This window comes from Streptomyces atriruber (assembly GCF_001418325.1).
Taxonomy (GTDB): Bacteria; Actinomycetota; Actinomycetes; order Streptomycetales; family Streptomycetaceae; genus Streptomyces; species Streptomyces atriruber.
In genome coordinates this window covers 1-16,526 of record NZ_LIPN01000254.1, presented here as the reverse complement: position 1 = coordinate 16,526, position 16,526 = coordinate 1, and the positions used below count along the sequence as shown (strand labels likewise).

Sequence of the window (16,526 nt, the reverse complement as noted above, 5' to 3'; positions counted from 1 at the left end):
CGCCGTCGACCCCGACCATCCGGACGCCCAGCGCTGCCTGCGGTCCTACTTCACCGAACTGCAGGAGCGCTTCGACACCGGCTTCGACCCCGCGCAGAGCCTGTTGCCCGACGCGGGTGGGCTGCGGCCGCCGGACGGCCTGTTCCTGGTCGCTAGGTCGCAGGGCGAGCCCATCGGCTGCGCCGGGCTCAAGCTGCCGCCCGGTTCCGTTGCCGAGATCAAGCGCATGTGGGTGGCGCCCGAGGCCCGGGGGCTCGGTCTCGGCCGCCGCTTCCTCGCGGAGCTGGAGGAGCTGGCCGCCCGGGACGGCCGCGCGCTCCTGCGTCTGGACACCAACAAGGCGCTCGACGCGGCGATCGGCCTGTACCACTCCTGCGGCTTCCGGGAGGTGCCCGCGTTCAACGACGAGCCGTACGCGCACCACTGGTTCGAGAAGCGCGTCGAGCGCTCCTGAACGGGCTCGGGGCTCGTGGATGCCTAATCCCGGCACCGATTTGCCTAAAGGTATTAGGCAAATGCATAATCGGTTAAGTCGAGAGAGGGGAACGTGATGGTGCGCGCAGGGCTGACCACGGAACGCCTGGTCCGGGCGGGGGCGGAGCTGGCGGACGAGGTCGGCTTCGACCAGGTGACCGTCTCGGCGCTCGCCCGTCGCTTCGACGTCAAGGTCGCGAGCCTGTACTCGCACGTGAAGAACTCCCAGGACCTCAAGACGGGGATCGCCCTGCTCGCCCTGGCGGAACTCGCCGACCGAGGCGCCGAAGCCCTGGCCGGGCGCGCGGGCAAGGACGCGCTGGCCGCGCTGGCGAACGTCTACCGCGACTACGCCCAGGAGCACCCCGGGCGGTACGCCGCGGCCCAGCTGCGGCTCACCCCCGAAGCGGCCGCCGCCGGCGCGGGCGGCAGGCACGCGGAGATGACACGGGCGATCCTGCGCGGGTACGAGCTGACCGAACCGGACCAGACGCACGCGGTCCGCCTCCTCGGCAGCGTCTTCCACGGCTACGTGAGCCTGGAGCTCGCGGGCGGGTTCAGCCACAGCGCGCCCGACTCGCAGGAGACGTGGACGCGCGTCATCGACGCCCTTGACGCCCTGCTGCGCAACTGGCCCGAGCCGACCGCCCAGGGTCCCAATCCACTTACGTGATCAACAGGTTGAGGCAATGCACACCGAAGACACCCACCAGCCCTGGATCAACACGGCCGTCACCGCGGAGCTGCTGCGCGGCGCCCTGGACGTGGAGCACACCGAGCGCGGCGTACTGCCGCACCGGCTCCCCGCGTGGGCCCGCGCCCAGAACACCGACGGGCAGCTCGCGATGGCCGAGTCCCAGCCCTCCGGCGTACGCCTGGCGTTCCGCACCCGCGCCACCGCGGTCGAGCTCGACACGCTGCCCACCAAGCGTTCCTACGTGGGCGCCCCGCCCCGCCCCGAGGGCGTCTACGACCTGCTCGTCGACGGTCGCCCGGCCGGCGCGACGACCGTGCCGAACGGCAACGTCCTGACCATCGACATGACCGAGGGGACCGCGGAGCTCACGGCCGGGGAGCCCGGCACCGCGCGCTTCACCGGCCTGCCCGACGGCATGAAGGACGTCGAGATCTGGCTGCCGCACAACGAGACCACCGAACTCCTCGCCCTGCGCATCGACGCTCCCGTCGAGCCCGCGCGCGACCCGGGCCGCAGGGTGTGGCTGCACCACGGCAGTTCGATCAGCCACGGCTCCGACGCCGCGAGCCCCACCACGATCTGGCCCGCGCGCGCCGCCTCGCTCGGCGGTGTGGAGCTGATCAACCTGGGACTTGCGGGCAGCGCCCTGCTCGACCCGTTCACCGCCCGCACCCTGCGGGACACCCCCGCCGACCTGATCAGCGTCAAGCTCGGCATCAATGTGGTCAATGCCGACCTGATGCGGCTGCGCGCCTTCGGCCCGGCCGTGCACGGCTTCCTCGACACCATCCGCGAGGGGCACCCCGACACGCCGCTCCTGGTCGTCTCGCCCATCCTGTGCCCCGTCCACGAGGACACCCCCGGCCCCAGCGCGCCGGACCTCAGCGGATTCTCGGAAGGGCGCATCCGGTTCAAGGCGATGGGTGACCCGGCGGAACGGGCGGGCGGAAAGCTCACCCTCAACGTCATCCGCGACGAACTGGCCCGCATCGTGAAGCAGCGGTCGGCCGACGACCCGCACCTCCACTACCTCGACGGCCGCGACCTCTACGGCTCCGCCGACGCCGCCGAGCTGCCCCTTCCCGACGACCTCCACCCGGACGCCACCACGCACCACCGCATCGGCGAACGCTTCGCCGCCAAGGCCTTCGCGGCGGGAGGTCCCTTCGCGGACGGCACGGCCTGACCGGAATGCCCGTGCGTCACCCCTTGCGACTTCACGACCTGACGACTAGTCATATGGCTGATCGTCATACGCAAGGGCCATGTCGCACGGGCACAACTCCCGGGAGGGCACGTGAAGTTCTCCGTCATATTCGAGGCTCAGCTCGCCGATCCGACCGTCGAGCGCGAGCATCAGGTGATCCACGACAGCGTCGAACAGGCGGTGCTCGCCGAGGAGATGGGGTTCGACCGCGTCTGGGCGGTCGAGCACCACTCCCTCAAGTGGTACGCGCACATGAGCGCGCCGGAGATCTTCCTCACCTGGGTCGCCGCGCGCACGAGCACCATCAGGATCGGCCACGGCGTCGTCTGCATGCCGTTCAACTTCAACCACCCGGCGCGGGTCGCAGAGCGCGCGGCCATGCTGGACCTGCTCTCCGGAGGGCGGCTCGACCTGGGTGCGGGGCGGGGCGGCACGGAGCAGGAGACGTCGCTCTGCGGAGTCGACAGGGAACGTACGACCCAAGAGGTCGAGGAGGCGCTGCGGATCATCGGGAAGGCCTGGGAGAAGGAGGAGCTCGAGCACCACGGCGAGCTCCTCGACATCGGCCCGCACCCGATCCTGCCGCGGCCCGAGCAGACCCCCCACCCGCCGCTCTTCCTCGCCTGCAGCAGGACCGAGACCCTGACGCAGGCGGCCGAACTGGGCATCGGCGCCCTGGTGATGGGCTTCGCCGGACCCGAGTCGATCGCCGGAATGCGTCAGGCGTACGACGCGGCCATCGCGGCCCGCACCGACGAGCGCTTCGTGTCGAGCGTCGTCAACGACCACTTCTCCGTGCTCTGCCCGACGATCGTGCTCGACGACCGGGAGACCGCGCGGCGCGTCGGCACCCGTGGCCAGCGGTTCTTCGCGCAGTCCATCGGGCACTGGTACGGCGGCGCGGGCATCCCCGATGAAGCGGTCGTGGAGGGCAGCGACGAAGCCGCCGAGATGCGCAAGGCCGCCGAGCAGGTCGTCGCGCGGCTGCACGAGCACAACATTCCGGTACGGCCCAACTCGACCGCCACGTTCAACGCCGACCACGCGTACGGCACCGCGGACGACGCCATCGCCTACGTGGAGCGCCTGCGCGACGCGGGGGCCGACGAGATCATGTGCCTCATCCAGATGGGCACTGTGCCGCAGGAGGCCTGCCTGGAGACGCTGCGGCAGTGGGGCGAGAAGGTCATCCCCTACTTCCGCGCCCAGGAGACGGGCGCGAGCTGATGCGCCGGGAGCCCCGGCGGCCCGGCCCCGACCGTCTCGACCCCCTCGCCCGCCCCCTCGTCGACGCCCTGGCCGATGCCTTCCCCGACCTCGGCGGCACCGTCACCGACGCCGCCGAGGCCCGCCGGATCCTCGCCGCCGTACCCGCTTCCGGGAAGGCGCCGCCCGCCGTCGGGTCCGTCGTGAACCGGACCGTGCCGGGGCCGCCGGGCGCGCCCGCGATTCCCGTACGCATCTACCTGCCGGATCCGGAGCGGCACCGCGGACCCCGGCCGACCGTCGTCTTCTTCCACGGCGGCGGTTACACCGTCTGCGGCCTCGATTCCCACGACGCCACGGCGCGCGCCCTGGCCGCCCGCTCCGGAGCCGCCGTGGTCTCCGTCGCCTACCGCCTCGCGCCCGAGCACCGCTTCCCCGCGGCCGTCGACGACGCGTACGCGGCGCTCCGCTGGGCGGCTGAAGAGAGCGCGGCGCTCGGCGGCGATCCGGGCGCCCTCGTCACCGCGGGGGACAGCAGCGGAGGCGGTCTCGCCACCGCGGTGACCCTCCGGGCCAGGGACGAGGGTGGCCCCGCCGTCGCGCTGCAGCTGCTGCTCTACCCCGTCCTGGACGCCGCCCAGGACACCGGCTCCTACCGGGAGAACGCGCACGGATACTTCCTGACCGCCGCGCACATGCGCTGGTTCTGGCAGCAGTACCTGGGTCCCGACGGGGACGGCGCACATCCCCTCGCCTCCCCGTTGCGCGCCGCCGACCTCGGCGGTCTGCCGCCCGCCCACCTGGTCACCGCGGGCTGCGACCCGCTGCGCGACGAGGGCCTGGCCTACGCGGAACGCCTGCGGGCGGCCGGCGTGGACGTCACCACCGCCCACTATCCGCGGATGTTCCACGGCTTCCTGGGCTTCCCCGGCCTGCTCCCCGACGCGGGGCAGGCGATGACCGATGCGGCAGAAGCAATCGAGTCAGCCGGTAGCCGCAGGAAAAACAGCGGCAGAAGTGGGGGTGGCGCAGGATAATTTCCCGAGTCCCCTCTTGTCGCGGAGAACCTCGCACGCTTACGGTGTTCTAACGCGAGGTTCTCCCGTGGAGGATGGGACATGACGGAAATTCTTGTGCAGTCGGGTTTCGAGGGTGCGGTTCCTTCCGCTGCTGGGCGGGTGGTGGACCACCCCGCGTGGCCGGTGCTCAAGGATGCCGTGGAGGACATCCGGCCCTGGCAGTCGGCGGACGGTTCCATCGACTTCGAGGCGGACGGCGCCCCGGCGAAGAGCATCGCCGAACTCGCCGTGGACCGCGTGATATCCGCGGTCGAGGAGCTCTCCCCGCTCCTTCCGCACGACGCCGCGTACCACCGTGCGCTCGTCGCTGACCTGCGCCGCTGGGTCGAGGCGGGCTTCGAAGTGCCGGACTTCCTCGACTCGTTGCTCGCCTTCCAGCCCGCCGCGCACCGCGAGGACCGCCTGCAGCACCTGGTCGTCTTCCCGATGTACACGCAGAACGGCAACCCCGACCGCAACCTCGAAGCGGTCGTGCTGCGCATGGTCTGGCCCGACTGGCTGGCCGAGCTGGAGCGCACGCGCTACGACAACCCGCTGTTCTGCGGCATCACCTTCGAGGACTTCACCGCGGGGTACGACACGAACTCCGCCGTCCTCTTCCCCGAGACCATCGCCGTGCGCGAGGCTCCCGAGCGCTTCTCCTGGGGCGGTATCTTCTGCGACCGCGAGGCGGCCCGCTTCCGCCGCGTCACCGAGGCCTCCGTGGACCTGCTCGGGCTCGAACTGCCCGACGACATCCGCGAGATGATCGGCGACCAGGACCGCTGCCAGCAGGCGTTCGTCCTGTGGGACATGGTCCACGACCGCACCCACAGCCACGGCGACCTGCCGTTCGACCCGTTCATGATCAAGCAGCGCCAGCCGTTCTGGATGTACGGCCTCGAGGAGCTGCGCTGCGACCTCACCGCCTTCAAGGAGGCCGTGAAGCTGGAGGCCGAGGGCATCCCGCAGGCGCGCGACGTGCAGTACGCCGTCCTCTTCGACCGGATGTTCCGCTTCCCGGTCACCGGTGACCGCGTCAAGAACTACGACGGACTCGGCGGCCAGCTCCTCTTCGCCTACCTCCACAAGCACGACGTCGTCCGCTGGACCGACAACCAGCTCAGGATCGACTGGGAGCGCGCGCCGGAGGTCACCAACCAGCTGTGCGGCGAGATCGAGGACCTCTACCGCGCGGGCATCGACCGCCCGAAACTGGTCCACTGGTTCGCCGCGTACGACCTGGTGTCCCGCTATCTCGCCCCGCACCCCGGATCGCGCTGGGCCAAGGGCCCCGACGCCCTGGACACCTCGCTGCCGCCGCGCAAACTTGTCGACGAGGTGCTTCCCGACGAGTTTCCGCTCAGCATGTTCTATGAGGCGCTCTCCAAGAAGCTGAAGCACGTGATCGCCTCCACCAAGGGGATCACTGCTTCTTCGGGCGTCGAGAAGGCCGCCGCGTGAGCGGCCGCCAGGAGGAGGCGAGGACCATGTCCGCACTCGATGGAGCCGTCGTCGCGGTGGCCGGAGCGGCCGGGCCCGCAGGACGCGCCACCCTGCTGAGGCTGGCCGAGGCCGGGGCCACCGTCGTGGCATCGGACGCCGATGCCTCGCGCCTGGCCGAAGCGGTGGACGCCGCCCGGTACGCGCACGGCGGGGCCACCGTCATCGGCGACACGGTCGATCTCCTCGATCTGGACGCCACCCGGGAGTGGGCGACGCGCACGGAGAAGGAGTTCGGCCGCATCGACGGCCTGGTCCACCTCGTGGGCGGCTGGCGCGGCAGCAAGAACTTCGCCGAGACCGACCTCGCCGACTGGGATCTCCTCGAAAAGCTCCTGATCCGCACCGTGCAGCACACCTCCCTCGCCTTCGAGGGAGGCCTGCAGCGCAGCGACCGCGGCCGGTACCTGCTCATCAGCGCGGCGGGCGCCTCCAAGCCGACCGCGGGCAACGCGGCGTACTCCGCCTCGAAGGCGGCGGCCGAGGCCTGGACGCTCGCCCTCGCCGACGCCTTCCGCAAGGCGGGGGGCGACGACGGTCCGCGTGCGGCGGCTGCGATCCTGGTGGTCAAGGCGCTGGTGCACGACGCGATGCGCGCGGAGCGGCCCAACGCGAAGTTCGCGGGATTCACGGACGTCAAGGAGCTGGCCGAGGCCGTCGCCGGCGTCTGGGAGAAGCCCGCCGGGGAAGTGAACGGAAACCGCCTGTGGCTGACCGAGAAGCCGTGACCGGACGCGACACGACCGGTCGTGACCGGGAAGCAGTGAACCCGCCGAAGACCGACGCGCGCCGCCATCACGACCCGGACGTGCGCGGTTTCGCCAGCGACAACTACGCGGGCGCCCACCCCGAGGTCATGGCGGCCCTCGCGCTCGCCAACGGCGGTCACCAGATCGCGTACGGCGAGGACGACTACACGGCCAATCTCCAGCAGGTGATCCGCGGGCACTTCGGCCCGACCGCCGAGGCGTTCCCGGTGTTCAACGGCACGGGCGCCAACGTCGTCGCGCTCCAAGCGGTCGCCGACCGCTGGGGCGCGGTGATCTGCGCCGAGTCCGCGCACATCAACGTGGACGAGGGCGGCGCCCCCGAGCGCATGGCGGGCCTCAAGCTGCTCACCGTGCCCACGCCGGACGGCAAGCTCACGCCCGAGCTGATCGACAAGCAGGCGTTCGGCTGGGACGACGAGCACCGGGCCATGCCGCAGGTCGTCTCGATCGCGCAGAACACCGAACTGGGCACGCTCTACACGCCCGACGAGATCCGCGACATCTGCGACCACGCGCACCAGCTCGGCATGAAGGTGCACCTCGACGGCTCCCGGATAGCCAACGCCGCGGCCGCGCTGGACGTCCCCATGCGGACGTTCACGAACGCCGTGGGCGTCGACATCCTGTCGCTCGGCGGCACGAAGAACGGTGCGCTGTTCGGTGAGGCCGTCGTGGTCATCAACCAGGACGCCGTCCGCCACATGAAGCACCTGCGCAAGATGTCGATGCAGCTCGCCTCCAAGATGCGCTTCGTCTCGGTGCAGTTGGAGGCCCTGCTCGCCAAGGACCTGTGGCTGCGCAATGCCCGCCACGCGAACGAGATGGCGCAGCGCCTCGCGGAGGGCGTCCGCTCGGTGCACGGCGTGGAGATCCTCTACCCCGTGCAGGCCAACGCGGTCTTCGCCCGGCTGCCGCACGACGTGAGCGAGCGCCTGCAGAAGCGGTACCGCTTCTACTTCTGGGACGAGGCAGCGGGCGACGTCCGCTGGATGTGCGCGTTCGACACCCGCGAGGAGGACGTCGACGGGTTCCTCGCGGCGCTCAAGGAGGAGATGGCGCGCTGAGCCCACGCGCTGCATAGGTATGCGCTCGATCGTAAAGTCATTGACGTACGGTCGGGCGTATTCCTATGCTCCCGTGACATGCGCCTGACCCAGGAAAAACCCGACCTGTCTGCATACTTGGCCGCGGACGAGGTCGTCGACCACCATCATCCGCTGATCCGCGAGACCGCCGCGGACCTTGCAAAAGCATCCGTCGATACATACGCCTACGCACGCGCCGCCTTCGAGTTCGTGCGCGACGCCGTTCCGCACTCGCAGGACGCGGGCCGCATGGAGGTCACCTGGCGTGCCTCCGACGTCCTGCGTGAACGCACCGGCATCTGCCTCGCCAAGTCCCACGCCCTGGCCGCTCTGCTGCGCGCCGAGGACATCCCGACGACGTTCTGCTACCAGCGCCTGCGGGACGACAACACCAGCGGCTACTCCCTGCACGGCCTGGTCGCCGTGCGGCTCGACGGCGCCTGGCACCGGCAGGACGCGCGGGGCAACATTCCGGGCGTCGTCGACGCGCAGTTCCGCCTCGGCGAGGAGCAGCTGGCCTGGCCGGTCGATCCCGAGTCCAACGAAGTGGACTATCCGGTCCTCTATGCTGAACCGAGCCCTGTGGCGCTCCGCGCACTCAAGGAGGCCCGGGACCGGCCGCACCTCTGGCAGATCTACCCCTCAGAACTGTGAGGCACGACGGACCATGACCATCGACCTGACCGTCTCCGACGAGGTCCGCGCCCTCGCGCCCGGCTTCACCCACGTCGTCATCGAGGCCCGTGGGCTCGTCAACGGCCCCAGTACCGACGCGACCGCGGCCCTCCTCGACGACGCTGCCCGCCGCCTCGCCGCGCGCCTCGGCGGCCGCGCCCCGCACGAGGACCCGCACATGGCCGCCTGGCGCGCCGCGTACACGGCCTTCGGCGCGAAGCCCTCGCGCACCCGGAACTCCGCGGAGGCGCTCGCCAGGCGCGCCCTCGCGGACGGCGGCCTGCCGCGGATCAATGCGCTCGTGGATCTCTACAACGCCGTCAGCGTGGCCCACCTGATCCCGGTCGGCGGCGAGGACCTGGACCTGATCAAGGGCGGCATGCGCCTGGTGCGGGCCACCGGCGACGAGGACTTCGTGACGGCCGCCGCGGGGGAGCGGACCGTGGAGCACCCCGACGCGGGCGAAATCGTCTGGTGCGACGACGAGGGCGTCACCTGTCGTCGCTGGAACTGGCGTCAGGGCCCGCGCACCCGCCTCACCGAGGAGTCGGTGAACGCGATCTTCCTGCTGGAAGGCATGGGGCCGGACGCGGGCCTGGAAGCGGCGGGCGCGGAACTGGCCGAGCTGCTCGAAAAGGTCAGCCCCGGCGCTCAGGTCGCCGTCGGCTGAGGGGCGGGGCGGTCAGCCCGCCTCGGCGGCCTTGACCTCGGCGGGGGTCGGCGCCGTGCCACCCAGGTGCGCCGGCATCCACCAGGTGTCGTCCGGGCCCTTGGGGCGCACCGGGTAGGCGCGCTGCGCGGCCTCCAGGAGCTCCTGGCAGCGCTCGCGCAGGCGCCGGGTGATCGCGCCCGCGTACTGGTCCTTGGGGGCCTCCACCGGCTCGCCCACGCGGATCGTGATCGGCGTGTGGCTGCGCTTGAAGTTGCGGGGGTGTCCCTTGGTCCACAGCCGCTGCGTGCCCCACAGGGCCATCGGGATGAGCGGCACCCCGGCCTCCTGGGCCAGTCGCGCGGCTCCCGACTTGAACTGCTTCAGGGTGAACGACTGCGAGATCGTCGCCTCGGGGAAGACGCCGACGATCTCCCCGGAGCGCAGCGAGTCGAGAGCGTGCGCATAGGCCGTCTCACCCTGCTTGCGGTCGACGGGGATGTGCTTCATTCCGCGCATCAGCGGCCCGGAGATCTTGTGCCGGAACACCGACTCCTTCGCCATGAACCGCACGAGACGCTTCTGGGGCAGGGCGGCGAGACCGTCGAAGATGAAGTCGAGATAGCTGATGTGATTGCTGACCAGGACCGCGCCGCCGGAGCGTGGGATGTTCTCCGAACCCTTGCAGTCGATCTTCAGGTCCCATGCCTTGAACAGGGTTTTCGCGGCACCGATGACGGGACGGTAGACAAGCTCTGCCATGGGTGGGGAGGGCCCTTCGTTTTCTGCCTGGGGAGGGGGTCCCGGCGTGAAGTTACGCAGCCGTAGGTTTTTCGGCGTTGCGCAGATCGTGCCCCATCAACGGACGGCTGACCAGCCTTGGTGCCGCGTATGCGGGAGATTCTCGTCACGTCGGAATCATTCGGGGCGCGCGAACGCTGTACTTCGGAGCGCATTGGTGCAGGGCTGACGGGCGGAGGCGGAAGTGCGGGGACGGGAGGCCGGGCGGCGGCTCGGCGCGGCGGACATCGGGGAGCGGCTGGGGGAGCGGGCGACGCTCGTGCAGTTCTCCAGCGCCTTCTGTCAGCCCTGCCGGGCGACGCGCAGGGTGCTCGCGGACGTGGCCGCCATGGTCCCGGGCGTGCGCCACGTGGAGATCGACGCCGAGGCGCAGCTCGATCTCGTACGGGAGCTGCGCGTCCTCAAGACCCCCACCGTGCTCGTCCTGGACGCGGCGGGGCAGGTGGTCCGGCGCGCCGTCGGACAGCCCCGCAAGGCCGATGTCATCGCCGCGCTGGGGGAGGCCGTGTGACGGAGGGTCATGCAGGTCACGGCGGGTGGCACGGGCCCGCGGCCGTGATCCTTCTTTCATATTCCGAAATGGGCTTGACTGCACGCGGCATCTATCGCGAGCCTGCCTGCATGCCCCGGGACCTCCTTCTGTACGAGCGCGTCCACGTGGACCTCGGCCGCCACGCCAGCGCGCGCTGTCCGCAGTGCTGAGCACCGACGTCTCCGCTCGTACCTCCGGCAATCTCCGGCAGAAGGACAACTCCATGACGGCATCGCCCGCCCTCAGCACGCCCCGGCTCGCCACCCCCGACCTGCTCCGCTCGGTCTTCCGTCAGCACGCCGCGGGGGTGGCGGTGATCACCGCCGCGCAGGGGTCCCGCCCCGTGGGCTTCACCGCCACCTCGCTCGCCTCGGTCTCCGCCGAGCCCCCGATGCTCTCGTTCGGCATCGGCACCGGCTCCTCCTGCTGGCCCGCGGTCTCCGAGACCGAGCACGTCGGCGTCCACATACTCGGCGAGCACCAGCAGGAACTCGCCGCCACGTTCGCCCGCAGCGGAGCCGACCGTTTCGGCCCGGCCACGAGCTGGCGCGAGGGCCCCGAGGGGGTTCCCGTCCTCGACGGCGCGCTCGCCTGGCTGGTCTGCCGGATCGTGGCGCGCGTGCCCGCCGGTGACCACCGCATCGTGCTCGCGGAGGCCGTCGTCGGCGACCGTGCGGACGACGGCCGCCCGCTCCTGTACCACCACGGGCGCTTCAACGCGTTGCGCGACTGAGAGTTCCCGTCGGGCGGGCCCCCGGTCCGATTACGGAGCGTTGGGAAGGTCACAGTTCAAAGCGCTTGCTCAGGGGGAATGAACTGGGTGTACTCATGAGTAATATTTCGGTCGGAGCGCGGGCCGCCCCGACCGGGATCCGCCGCTTCAGGCGCCTATGCTGCCTGGAAGAAGGCAGTGGCCATGAGCCAAGGCAGCAGCCCAGTTAAGACGATGCAGTAGGAGAGCCGGCGTGAGCTTGAGGATCGTTGTCTGTGTGAAGTACGTGCCGGACGCCACGGGCGACCGGAAGTTCGCCGATGACCTGACCGTCGACCGCGACGACGTCGACGGCCTCCTTTCGGAGCTCGACGAGTACGCGGTCGAGCAGGCGCTGCAGATCGCCGACGAGGCGGACGACGCGGAGATCACCGTGCTGACCGTCGGCCCCGAGGACGCCAAGGACGCGCTGCGCAAGGCGCTCTCCATGGGCGCCGACAAGGCCGTCCACGTCGAGGACGACGACCTGCACGGCACCGACGTGATGGGCACCTCGCTGGTGCTCGCCAAGGCCATCGAGAAGACCGGTTACGACCTGGTCATCGCCGGTATGGCCTCGACCGACGGCACCATGGGTGTGCTGCCGGCGATCCTCGCGGAGCGCCTCGGCGTCCCGCAGGTCACGCTGCTCTCCGAGGTCTCCGTCGCGGACGGCGTCGTGAAGGGCCGCCGTGACGGCGACACCGCCAGCGAGCAGCTGGAGGCTTCCCTGCCGGCCGTCGTGTCCGTGACGGACCAGTCGGGCGAGGCCCGCTACCCGTCCTTCAAGGGCATCATGGCCGCCAAGAAGAAGCCGGTGGAGTCGCTCGACCTGGACGACTTGGACATCGACGCCGAAGAGGTCGGCCTCGAGGGTGCCTGGACCAAGGTCGACTCCGCCGCCGAGCGTCCGGCCCGCACGGCCGGCACGATCGTCAAGGACGAGGGCGAGGGCGGCAAGCAGCTCGCCGAGTTCCTCGCGGGCCAGAAGTTCATCTGAGCTTCAGTCACCCCTCAACCGCCCAACTTCTTCGTTACCGCAGGAGATTGAAGTCCCATGGCTGAAGTTCTCGTCTACGTCGACCACGTGGACGGCGCCGTCCGCAAGCCCACCCTGGAGCTGCTGACCCTGGCCCGCCGCGTCGGCGAGCCCGTCGCCGTCGCCCTCGGCTCCGGCGCCGAGGCCACCGCCGCCACGCTCGCCGAGCACGGCGCCGTGAAGGTCCTCACCGCCGACGCCCCCGAGTTCGCCGACTACCTCGTCGTACCGAAGGTGGACGCGCTGCAGGCCGCGTACGACGCCGTCTCCCCGGCCGCCGTGCTCGTCCCGTCCTCCGCCGAGGGCAAGGAGATCGCGGCCCGCCTCGCGGTCCGCATCAAGTCCGGCATCATCACGGACGCCGTCGACCTCGAGGCCGGCGACGAGGGCCCGGTGGCCACACAGTCCGCGTTCGCCGCCTCGTACACCACCAAGTCCCGCGTCTCCAGCGGCACCCCGGTCATCACGGTCAAGCCGAACTCGGCCGCCGTGGAGGCCGCCCCGGCCGCGGGCGCCGTCGAGGCCCTCGCGGTCTCCTTCTCCGAGAAGGCCACCGGCACCAAGGTCGTCTCGCGCACCCCGCGCGAGTCGACGGGCCGCCCCGACCTGACCGAGGCCGCGATCGTGGTCTCCGGCGGCCGCGGCGTCAACGGCGCCGAGAACTTCTCGATCATCGAGGCGCTCGCCGACTCGCTCGGTGCCGCCGTGGGCGCCTCGCGCGCCGCGGTCGACGCCGGCTGGTACCCGCACTCCAACCAGGTGGGCCAGACCGGCAAGTCGGTCTCCCCGCAGCTGTACATCGCCTCCGGCATCTCCGGCGCGATCCAGCACCGGGCCGGCATGCAGACCTCGAAGACCATCGTGGCCATCAACAAGGACGCCGAGGCCCCGATCTTCGACCTGGTCGACTACGGCGTGGTCGGCGACCTCTTCGACGTCGTCCCGGCGCTCACCGACGAGGTCAACTCCCGCAAGGGCTGAGCTCATCGACCCACGAGGCCCTCGCACCGCGGCACGCGGCGCGAGGGCCTCGGCGCGTCACAGCGTCAGGCTCGCCTGCACCGGCAGATGGTCGCTCGGGAACTGTCCGTCCAGCGCGAACGTGTTGATCGCCGCCTCGTGGACGTGCACCCCCGGCGTCGCCAGGATCCAGTCGATGCGGTCGCCGTCGGGGGTGAGGGGCTTGTAGCCGTGGAACGTGGCGTACGCCTTGCTCCGGCGGTCCGCCGCGTCCCAGCTGTCGACGAGGCCTGCGGCGAGCAGCGTGTCGTACACCGGGTTCTTGTGCGCGGCCACGTTGAAGTCGCCCGTCACGAGCAGCGGCAGCGACCGGTCGAGGCGGGCGAGGCGCTCGACGATCAGCTGCGTCGCACGCGCGCGGGCGAACTGGGACGCGTTGTCGAGGTGCGTGTTGAGCACATAGAGCTCGCCGTCGGTGCGCAGGTCGTGGAAGCGGACCCAGGTGACCATCCGGATGGACCCGCCGCCCCAGGTGTTGGAGCCGATCACGTCCGGGGTGTCCGAGAGCCAGTAGTGGTCGTACTCGACCGGGGCCAGCCTGCGGGTGTCGTAGAACACGGTCATGAACTCGTCGCGGCTGCCGCCCGCGCGGCCGGTGCCGATCCAGTCGTAGTGCGGGCCGAGGTCGGCCGCGATGTCCCGTACCTGCTGGTAGAGGCCTTCCTGGGTGCCGATGACGTGCGGCCTGGCGCGGCGCAGGAGCTCCCGGGTCACCGGGCGGCGCTCGGCCCAGGTGTTCGGCGGCGTGGTGCTCGCGTAGCGGAGGTTGAACGACATGACCTCCAGGCGGCGGCCGGGGCGCTGCACGGCGTGCGCGGGAGCGGCGGCCAGCGCGGTGCTGAGCAGGGGGAGCGCGACGGCTGCGGTGAACACCGTCCGCAGGCCGGAACGGCGCGTGACGCGGGAATCGGTCGGCACACGGTCTCCTTCGGTTCGGGGCGCGCGGTCAGGATGGGGTGCGCGCGCACGGGTGCGGAAGCAGGATCTGAGACAGCGGCAGAAGAATGCGGGACCGGCGTGAACTCCTGAGGTCGGCGGCGGGTCCAGGACGCGAGAGGGTGTTGACCAGCACGAAGGTCACGGATAACTTCGCTATACGGATTGTTGATTCCGTGAAGCGGAAATGTCGGGCGCGGCACCGAGTGTGTGGAGGATGCAGGAATGGGTCAGCAAGAGAAGGTGGCGACGAGCCTCGCCGGCGCGATCAGCGACGGCATCAGCGCTTCCCTCGCCCCGGTGGACGCGGAGCTGGAGCGCCGCTACCCCGGAGACCCAGGTACCCGCCAGCCCGTCCACACCGTGTACGTCCCCGGGGAGCAGTTCACCGCCGACTCGATCCGCACCTGGGGCGACAAGGCCCTGGAGATGCTCGACGAGCACGCCCCGGACGCCGCGTCCTTCGCCGCCGTCCTCGGCCTGTCCGACGACCTCGCCGATGCCGTCTACACGCGCGTGCGCAGCAAGCTGGAGCGCGAGCCCGTAGAGGACCTGCGCATCGACTTCGAGGACGGCTACAAGGGCGCCGACGAGGACCAGGACGCCGCCCGCGCGGCCCGCCTGGTGGCCGAGGCCTACGAGAACGGCACCGCCGCCCCATACATGGGCATCCGCATGAAGTGCATGGAGGAGGCGGTGCGCGACCGCGGCATCCGCACCCTCGACATCTTCCTGTCCGGCCTCATGGAGGCGGGCGGCCTCCCCGACGGACTCGTCCTGACCCTGCCGAAGGTGACGTACCCCGAGCAGGTCACCGCGATGGTGCGCCTCCTGGAGGAGTTCGAGAAGGCGCGCGGCATCGAGCGCGGCCGGATCGGCTTCGAGATCCAGATCGAGACCAGCCAGTCCATCCTCGCCACCGACGGCACCGCCGCCGTGGCCCGCATGATCCAGGCCGCCGAGGGCCGCGCCACCGGCCTGCACTACGGCACCTTCGACTACAGCGCCTGCCTCCACGTGAGCGCCGCCTACCAGGCCAGCGACCACCCGGCCGCCGACCACGCCAAGGCCGTCATGCAGGTCGCCGCCGCGGGCACCGGAGTACGCGTCTCCGACGGCTCCACCAACGTGCTGCCCGTCGGCTCCACCGAGAAGGTCCACGACGCCTGGCGGCTGCACTACGGCCTCACCCGGCGCGCCCTGGCGCGCGCCTACTACCAGGGCTGGGACATGCACCCCGGCCACATCCCGACGCGTTACGCCGCCGTGTTCGCGTTCTACCGCGAGGGCTTCGAGGCGGCCGCCGCCCGCCTCGCCGCCTACGCGGGACACCACGAGGGCGGCGGCGTGGCCGACGAGCCCGCCACCGCCAAGGCGCTCGCCGGCTACCTGCTGCGCGGCCTCGACTGCGGCGCCCTCGACGCAGGCGAGGTCACCCGGCTCACCGGCCTCACCCTGGCCCGTCTGCAGGGCTTCTCCGGCCCCCGCCGCGGCGACCTCACGGTGTCAAGCAAGTAACAGAAAACGCTGACGGTCACTGCTGCCCCGTAGTCTGTACGCCACGGAAAGTGGCATCACAGGAACGGGGCAGCAGTGTTTTCGGGGGATGGGGCACAGCCCGGCGATCAGGACCGGCCGGGGGACCAGGACCGGGCCGACGTCGGCAGACTTCTGGCCGGGCGCTACCGCGTCGTGGCACAGCTCGGCCGGGGCGGCATGGGCGTCGTGTGGCGCGCCGTCGACGAGGTGCTGCACCGCGAGGTCGCGGTCAAGGAACTGCGCACGTACACGGACGCGGCCGGGCCGGAACTGGCCGACCTGCGCCTGCGCATGCAGCGCGAGGCCCGGGCGGCCGCCCGCGTGCGCCATCCCGGCGTGGTCGCCGTGCACGACGTGACGGAGGTCGACGGACGGCCCCTCATCGTCATGGAGCTCGTCGACGGCCCCTCCCTCGACGACGTCCTGCGCGACCGCGGCACCCTCGATCCGCGCGAGGCGGCGGACATCGGCGCCAAGGTCATGGAGGCTTTGGCCGCGGCCCACCGCGTCGGCGTCCTGCACCGCGACGTGAAGCCCGGCAACATCCTCCTGGAGACCGGCGGCCGCGTCGTCCTCACCGACTT

18 protein-coding genes are annotated in these 16,526 nt (G+C 70.9%); 16 read left to right on the top strand and 2 right to left on the bottom strand.

Features of this window, described 5'->3' with window-relative positions; translation table 11 throughout:
• From AOK03_RS25165 to AOK03_RS25120, 10 genes are all read left to right on the top strand, one after another.
• Positions 1–454: GNAT family N-acetyltransferase (locus AOK03_RS25165; RefSeq protein WP_157869073.1), on the top strand; the 454-nt coding region annotated here is incomplete at its 5' end.
• Positions 455–550: 96 nt separating this feature from the next.
• On the top strand, positions 551–1,147 hold the full coding sequence (locus AOK03_RS25160; RefSeq protein WP_055567619.1) for a TetR/AcrR family transcriptional regulator: 597 nt from the start codon (positions 551–553) through the stop codon (positions 1,145–1,147).
• A gap of 16 nt (positions 1,148–1,163) precedes the next feature.
• Positions 1,164–2,357, top strand: coding sequence for a GDSL-type esterase/lipase family protein (locus tag AOK03_RS25155; protein ID WP_055567618.1), 1,194 nt, complete (start codon positions 1,164–1,166; stop codon positions 2,355–2,357).
• Positions 2,358–2,468: 111 nt separating this feature from the next.
• On the top strand, positions 2,469–3,605 hold the full coding sequence (locus tag AOK03_RS25150) for an LLM class flavin-dependent oxidoreductase (protein WP_055567617.1): 1,137 nt from the start codon (positions 2,469–2,471) through the stop codon (positions 3,603–3,605).
• A complete protein-coding gene (locus AOK03_RS25145) occupies positions 3,605–4,621 on the top strand; it encodes an alpha/beta hydrolase (RefSeq protein ID WP_055567616.1) in 1,017 nt (338 codons plus the stop codon). The genes AOK03_RS25150 and AOK03_RS25145 overlap by 1 nt, the downstream gene beginning before the upstream one ends.
• Positions 4,622–4,702: 81 nt before the next feature.
• A complete protein-coding gene (locus AOK03_RS25140; protein ID WP_055567615.1) occupies positions 4,703–6,106 on the top strand; it encodes a DUF6421 family protein in 1,404 nt (467 codons plus the stop codon).
• A gap of 26 nt (positions 6,107–6,132) precedes the next feature.
• Positions 6,133–6,873 carry an SDR family NAD(P)-dependent oxidoreductase gene (locus AOK03_RS25135; RefSeq protein ID WP_055567614.1) on the top strand — a complete coding sequence of 247 codons (741 nt, stop codon included), beginning with the start codon at positions 6,133–6,135 and terminating at the stop codon, positions 6,871–6,873.
• A gap of 35 nt (positions 6,874–6,908) precedes the next feature.
• Entirely contained in the window at positions 6,909–7,979 is a 1,071-nt protein-coding gene (locus tag AOK03_RS25130; RefSeq protein ID WP_055567621.1) for a threonine aldolase family protein, read from the top strand.
• Positions 7,980–8,057: 78 nt separating this feature from the next.
• Positions 8,058–8,654 (top strand): transglutaminase-like domain-containing protein, encoded by a 597-nt coding sequence (locus tag AOK03_RS25125; protein ID WP_055567613.1) that lies wholly within the window; start codon positions 8,058–8,060, stop codon positions 8,652–8,654.
• A 13-nt stretch (positions 8,655–8,667) separates the two neighbouring features.
• Positions 8,668–9,345 (top strand): B3/B4 domain-containing protein, encoded by a 678-nt coding sequence (locus AOK03_RS25120; protein ID WP_055567612.1) that lies wholly within the window; start codon positions 8,668–8,670, stop codon positions 9,343–9,345.
• A gap of 12 nt (positions 9,346–9,357) precedes the next feature.
• Here AOK03_RS25120 and AOK03_RS25115 read toward each other — a convergent pair whose 3' ends face one another.
• Positions 9,358–10,086 (bottom strand): lysophospholipid acyltransferase family protein, encoded by a 729-nt coding sequence (locus AOK03_RS25115; protein WP_055567611.1) that lies wholly within the window; start codon positions 10,084–10,086, stop codon positions 9,358–9,360.
• Between the two features lie 223 nt (positions 10,087–10,309).
• On the opposite strand from AOK03_RS25115, the gene AOK03_RS25110 reads away from it, so the two are divergent.
• The 4 genes from AOK03_RS25110 to AOK03_RS25095 all read left to right on the top strand — a co-directional run bounded on the left by AOK03_RS25110 (position 10,310) and on the right by AOK03_RS25095 (position 13,428).
• Positions 10,310–10,636: a thioredoxin family protein gene (locus AOK03_RS25110; RefSeq protein ID WP_055567610.1), complete on the top strand. Its 327-nt coding sequence runs from the start codon at positions 10,310–10,312 to the stop codon at positions 10,634–10,636.
• Positions 10,637–10,880: 244 nt separating this feature from the next.
• Positions 10,881–11,390 carry a flavin reductase family protein gene (locus AOK03_RS25105; protein WP_055567620.1) on the top strand — a complete coding sequence of 170 codons (510 nt, stop codon included), beginning with the start codon at positions 10,881–10,883 and terminating at the stop codon, positions 11,388–11,390.
• A 232-nt stretch (positions 11,391–11,622) separates the two neighbouring features.
• Complete coding sequence (locus AOK03_RS25100) at positions 11,623–12,408, top strand: electron transfer flavoprotein subunit beta/FixA family protein (RefSeq protein ID WP_055567609.1); 786 nt, start codon at positions 11,623–11,625, stop codon at positions 12,406–12,408.
• A 57-nt stretch (positions 12,409–12,465) separates the two neighbouring features.
• Positions 12,466–13,428: an electron transfer flavoprotein subunit alpha/FixB family protein gene (locus tag AOK03_RS25095; RefSeq protein ID WP_055567608.1), complete on the top strand. Its 963-nt coding sequence runs from the start codon at positions 12,466–12,468 to the stop codon at positions 13,426–13,428.
• A 57-nt stretch (positions 13,429–13,485) separates the two neighbouring features.
• Here AOK03_RS25095 and AOK03_RS25090 read toward each other — a convergent pair whose 3' ends face one another.
• A complete protein-coding gene (locus tag AOK03_RS25090; protein WP_055567607.1) occupies positions 13,486–14,385 on the bottom strand; it encodes an endonuclease/exonuclease/phosphatase family protein in 900 nt (299 codons plus the stop codon).
• A 243-nt stretch (positions 14,386–14,628) separates the two neighbouring features.
• Here AOK03_RS25090 and AOK03_RS25085 point away from each other — a divergent pair, with 243 nt between their 5' ends.
• Entirely contained in the window at positions 14,629–15,921 is a 1,293-nt protein-coding gene (locus AOK03_RS25085) for a DUF6986 family protein (RefSeq protein ID WP_055567606.1), read from the top strand.
• Between the two features lie 153 nt (positions 15,922–16,074).
• Positions 16,075–16,526 (top strand): serine/threonine-protein kinase (locus AOK03_RS25080; protein ID WP_157869074.1); only part of this gene is annotated, 452 nt, incomplete at its 3' end.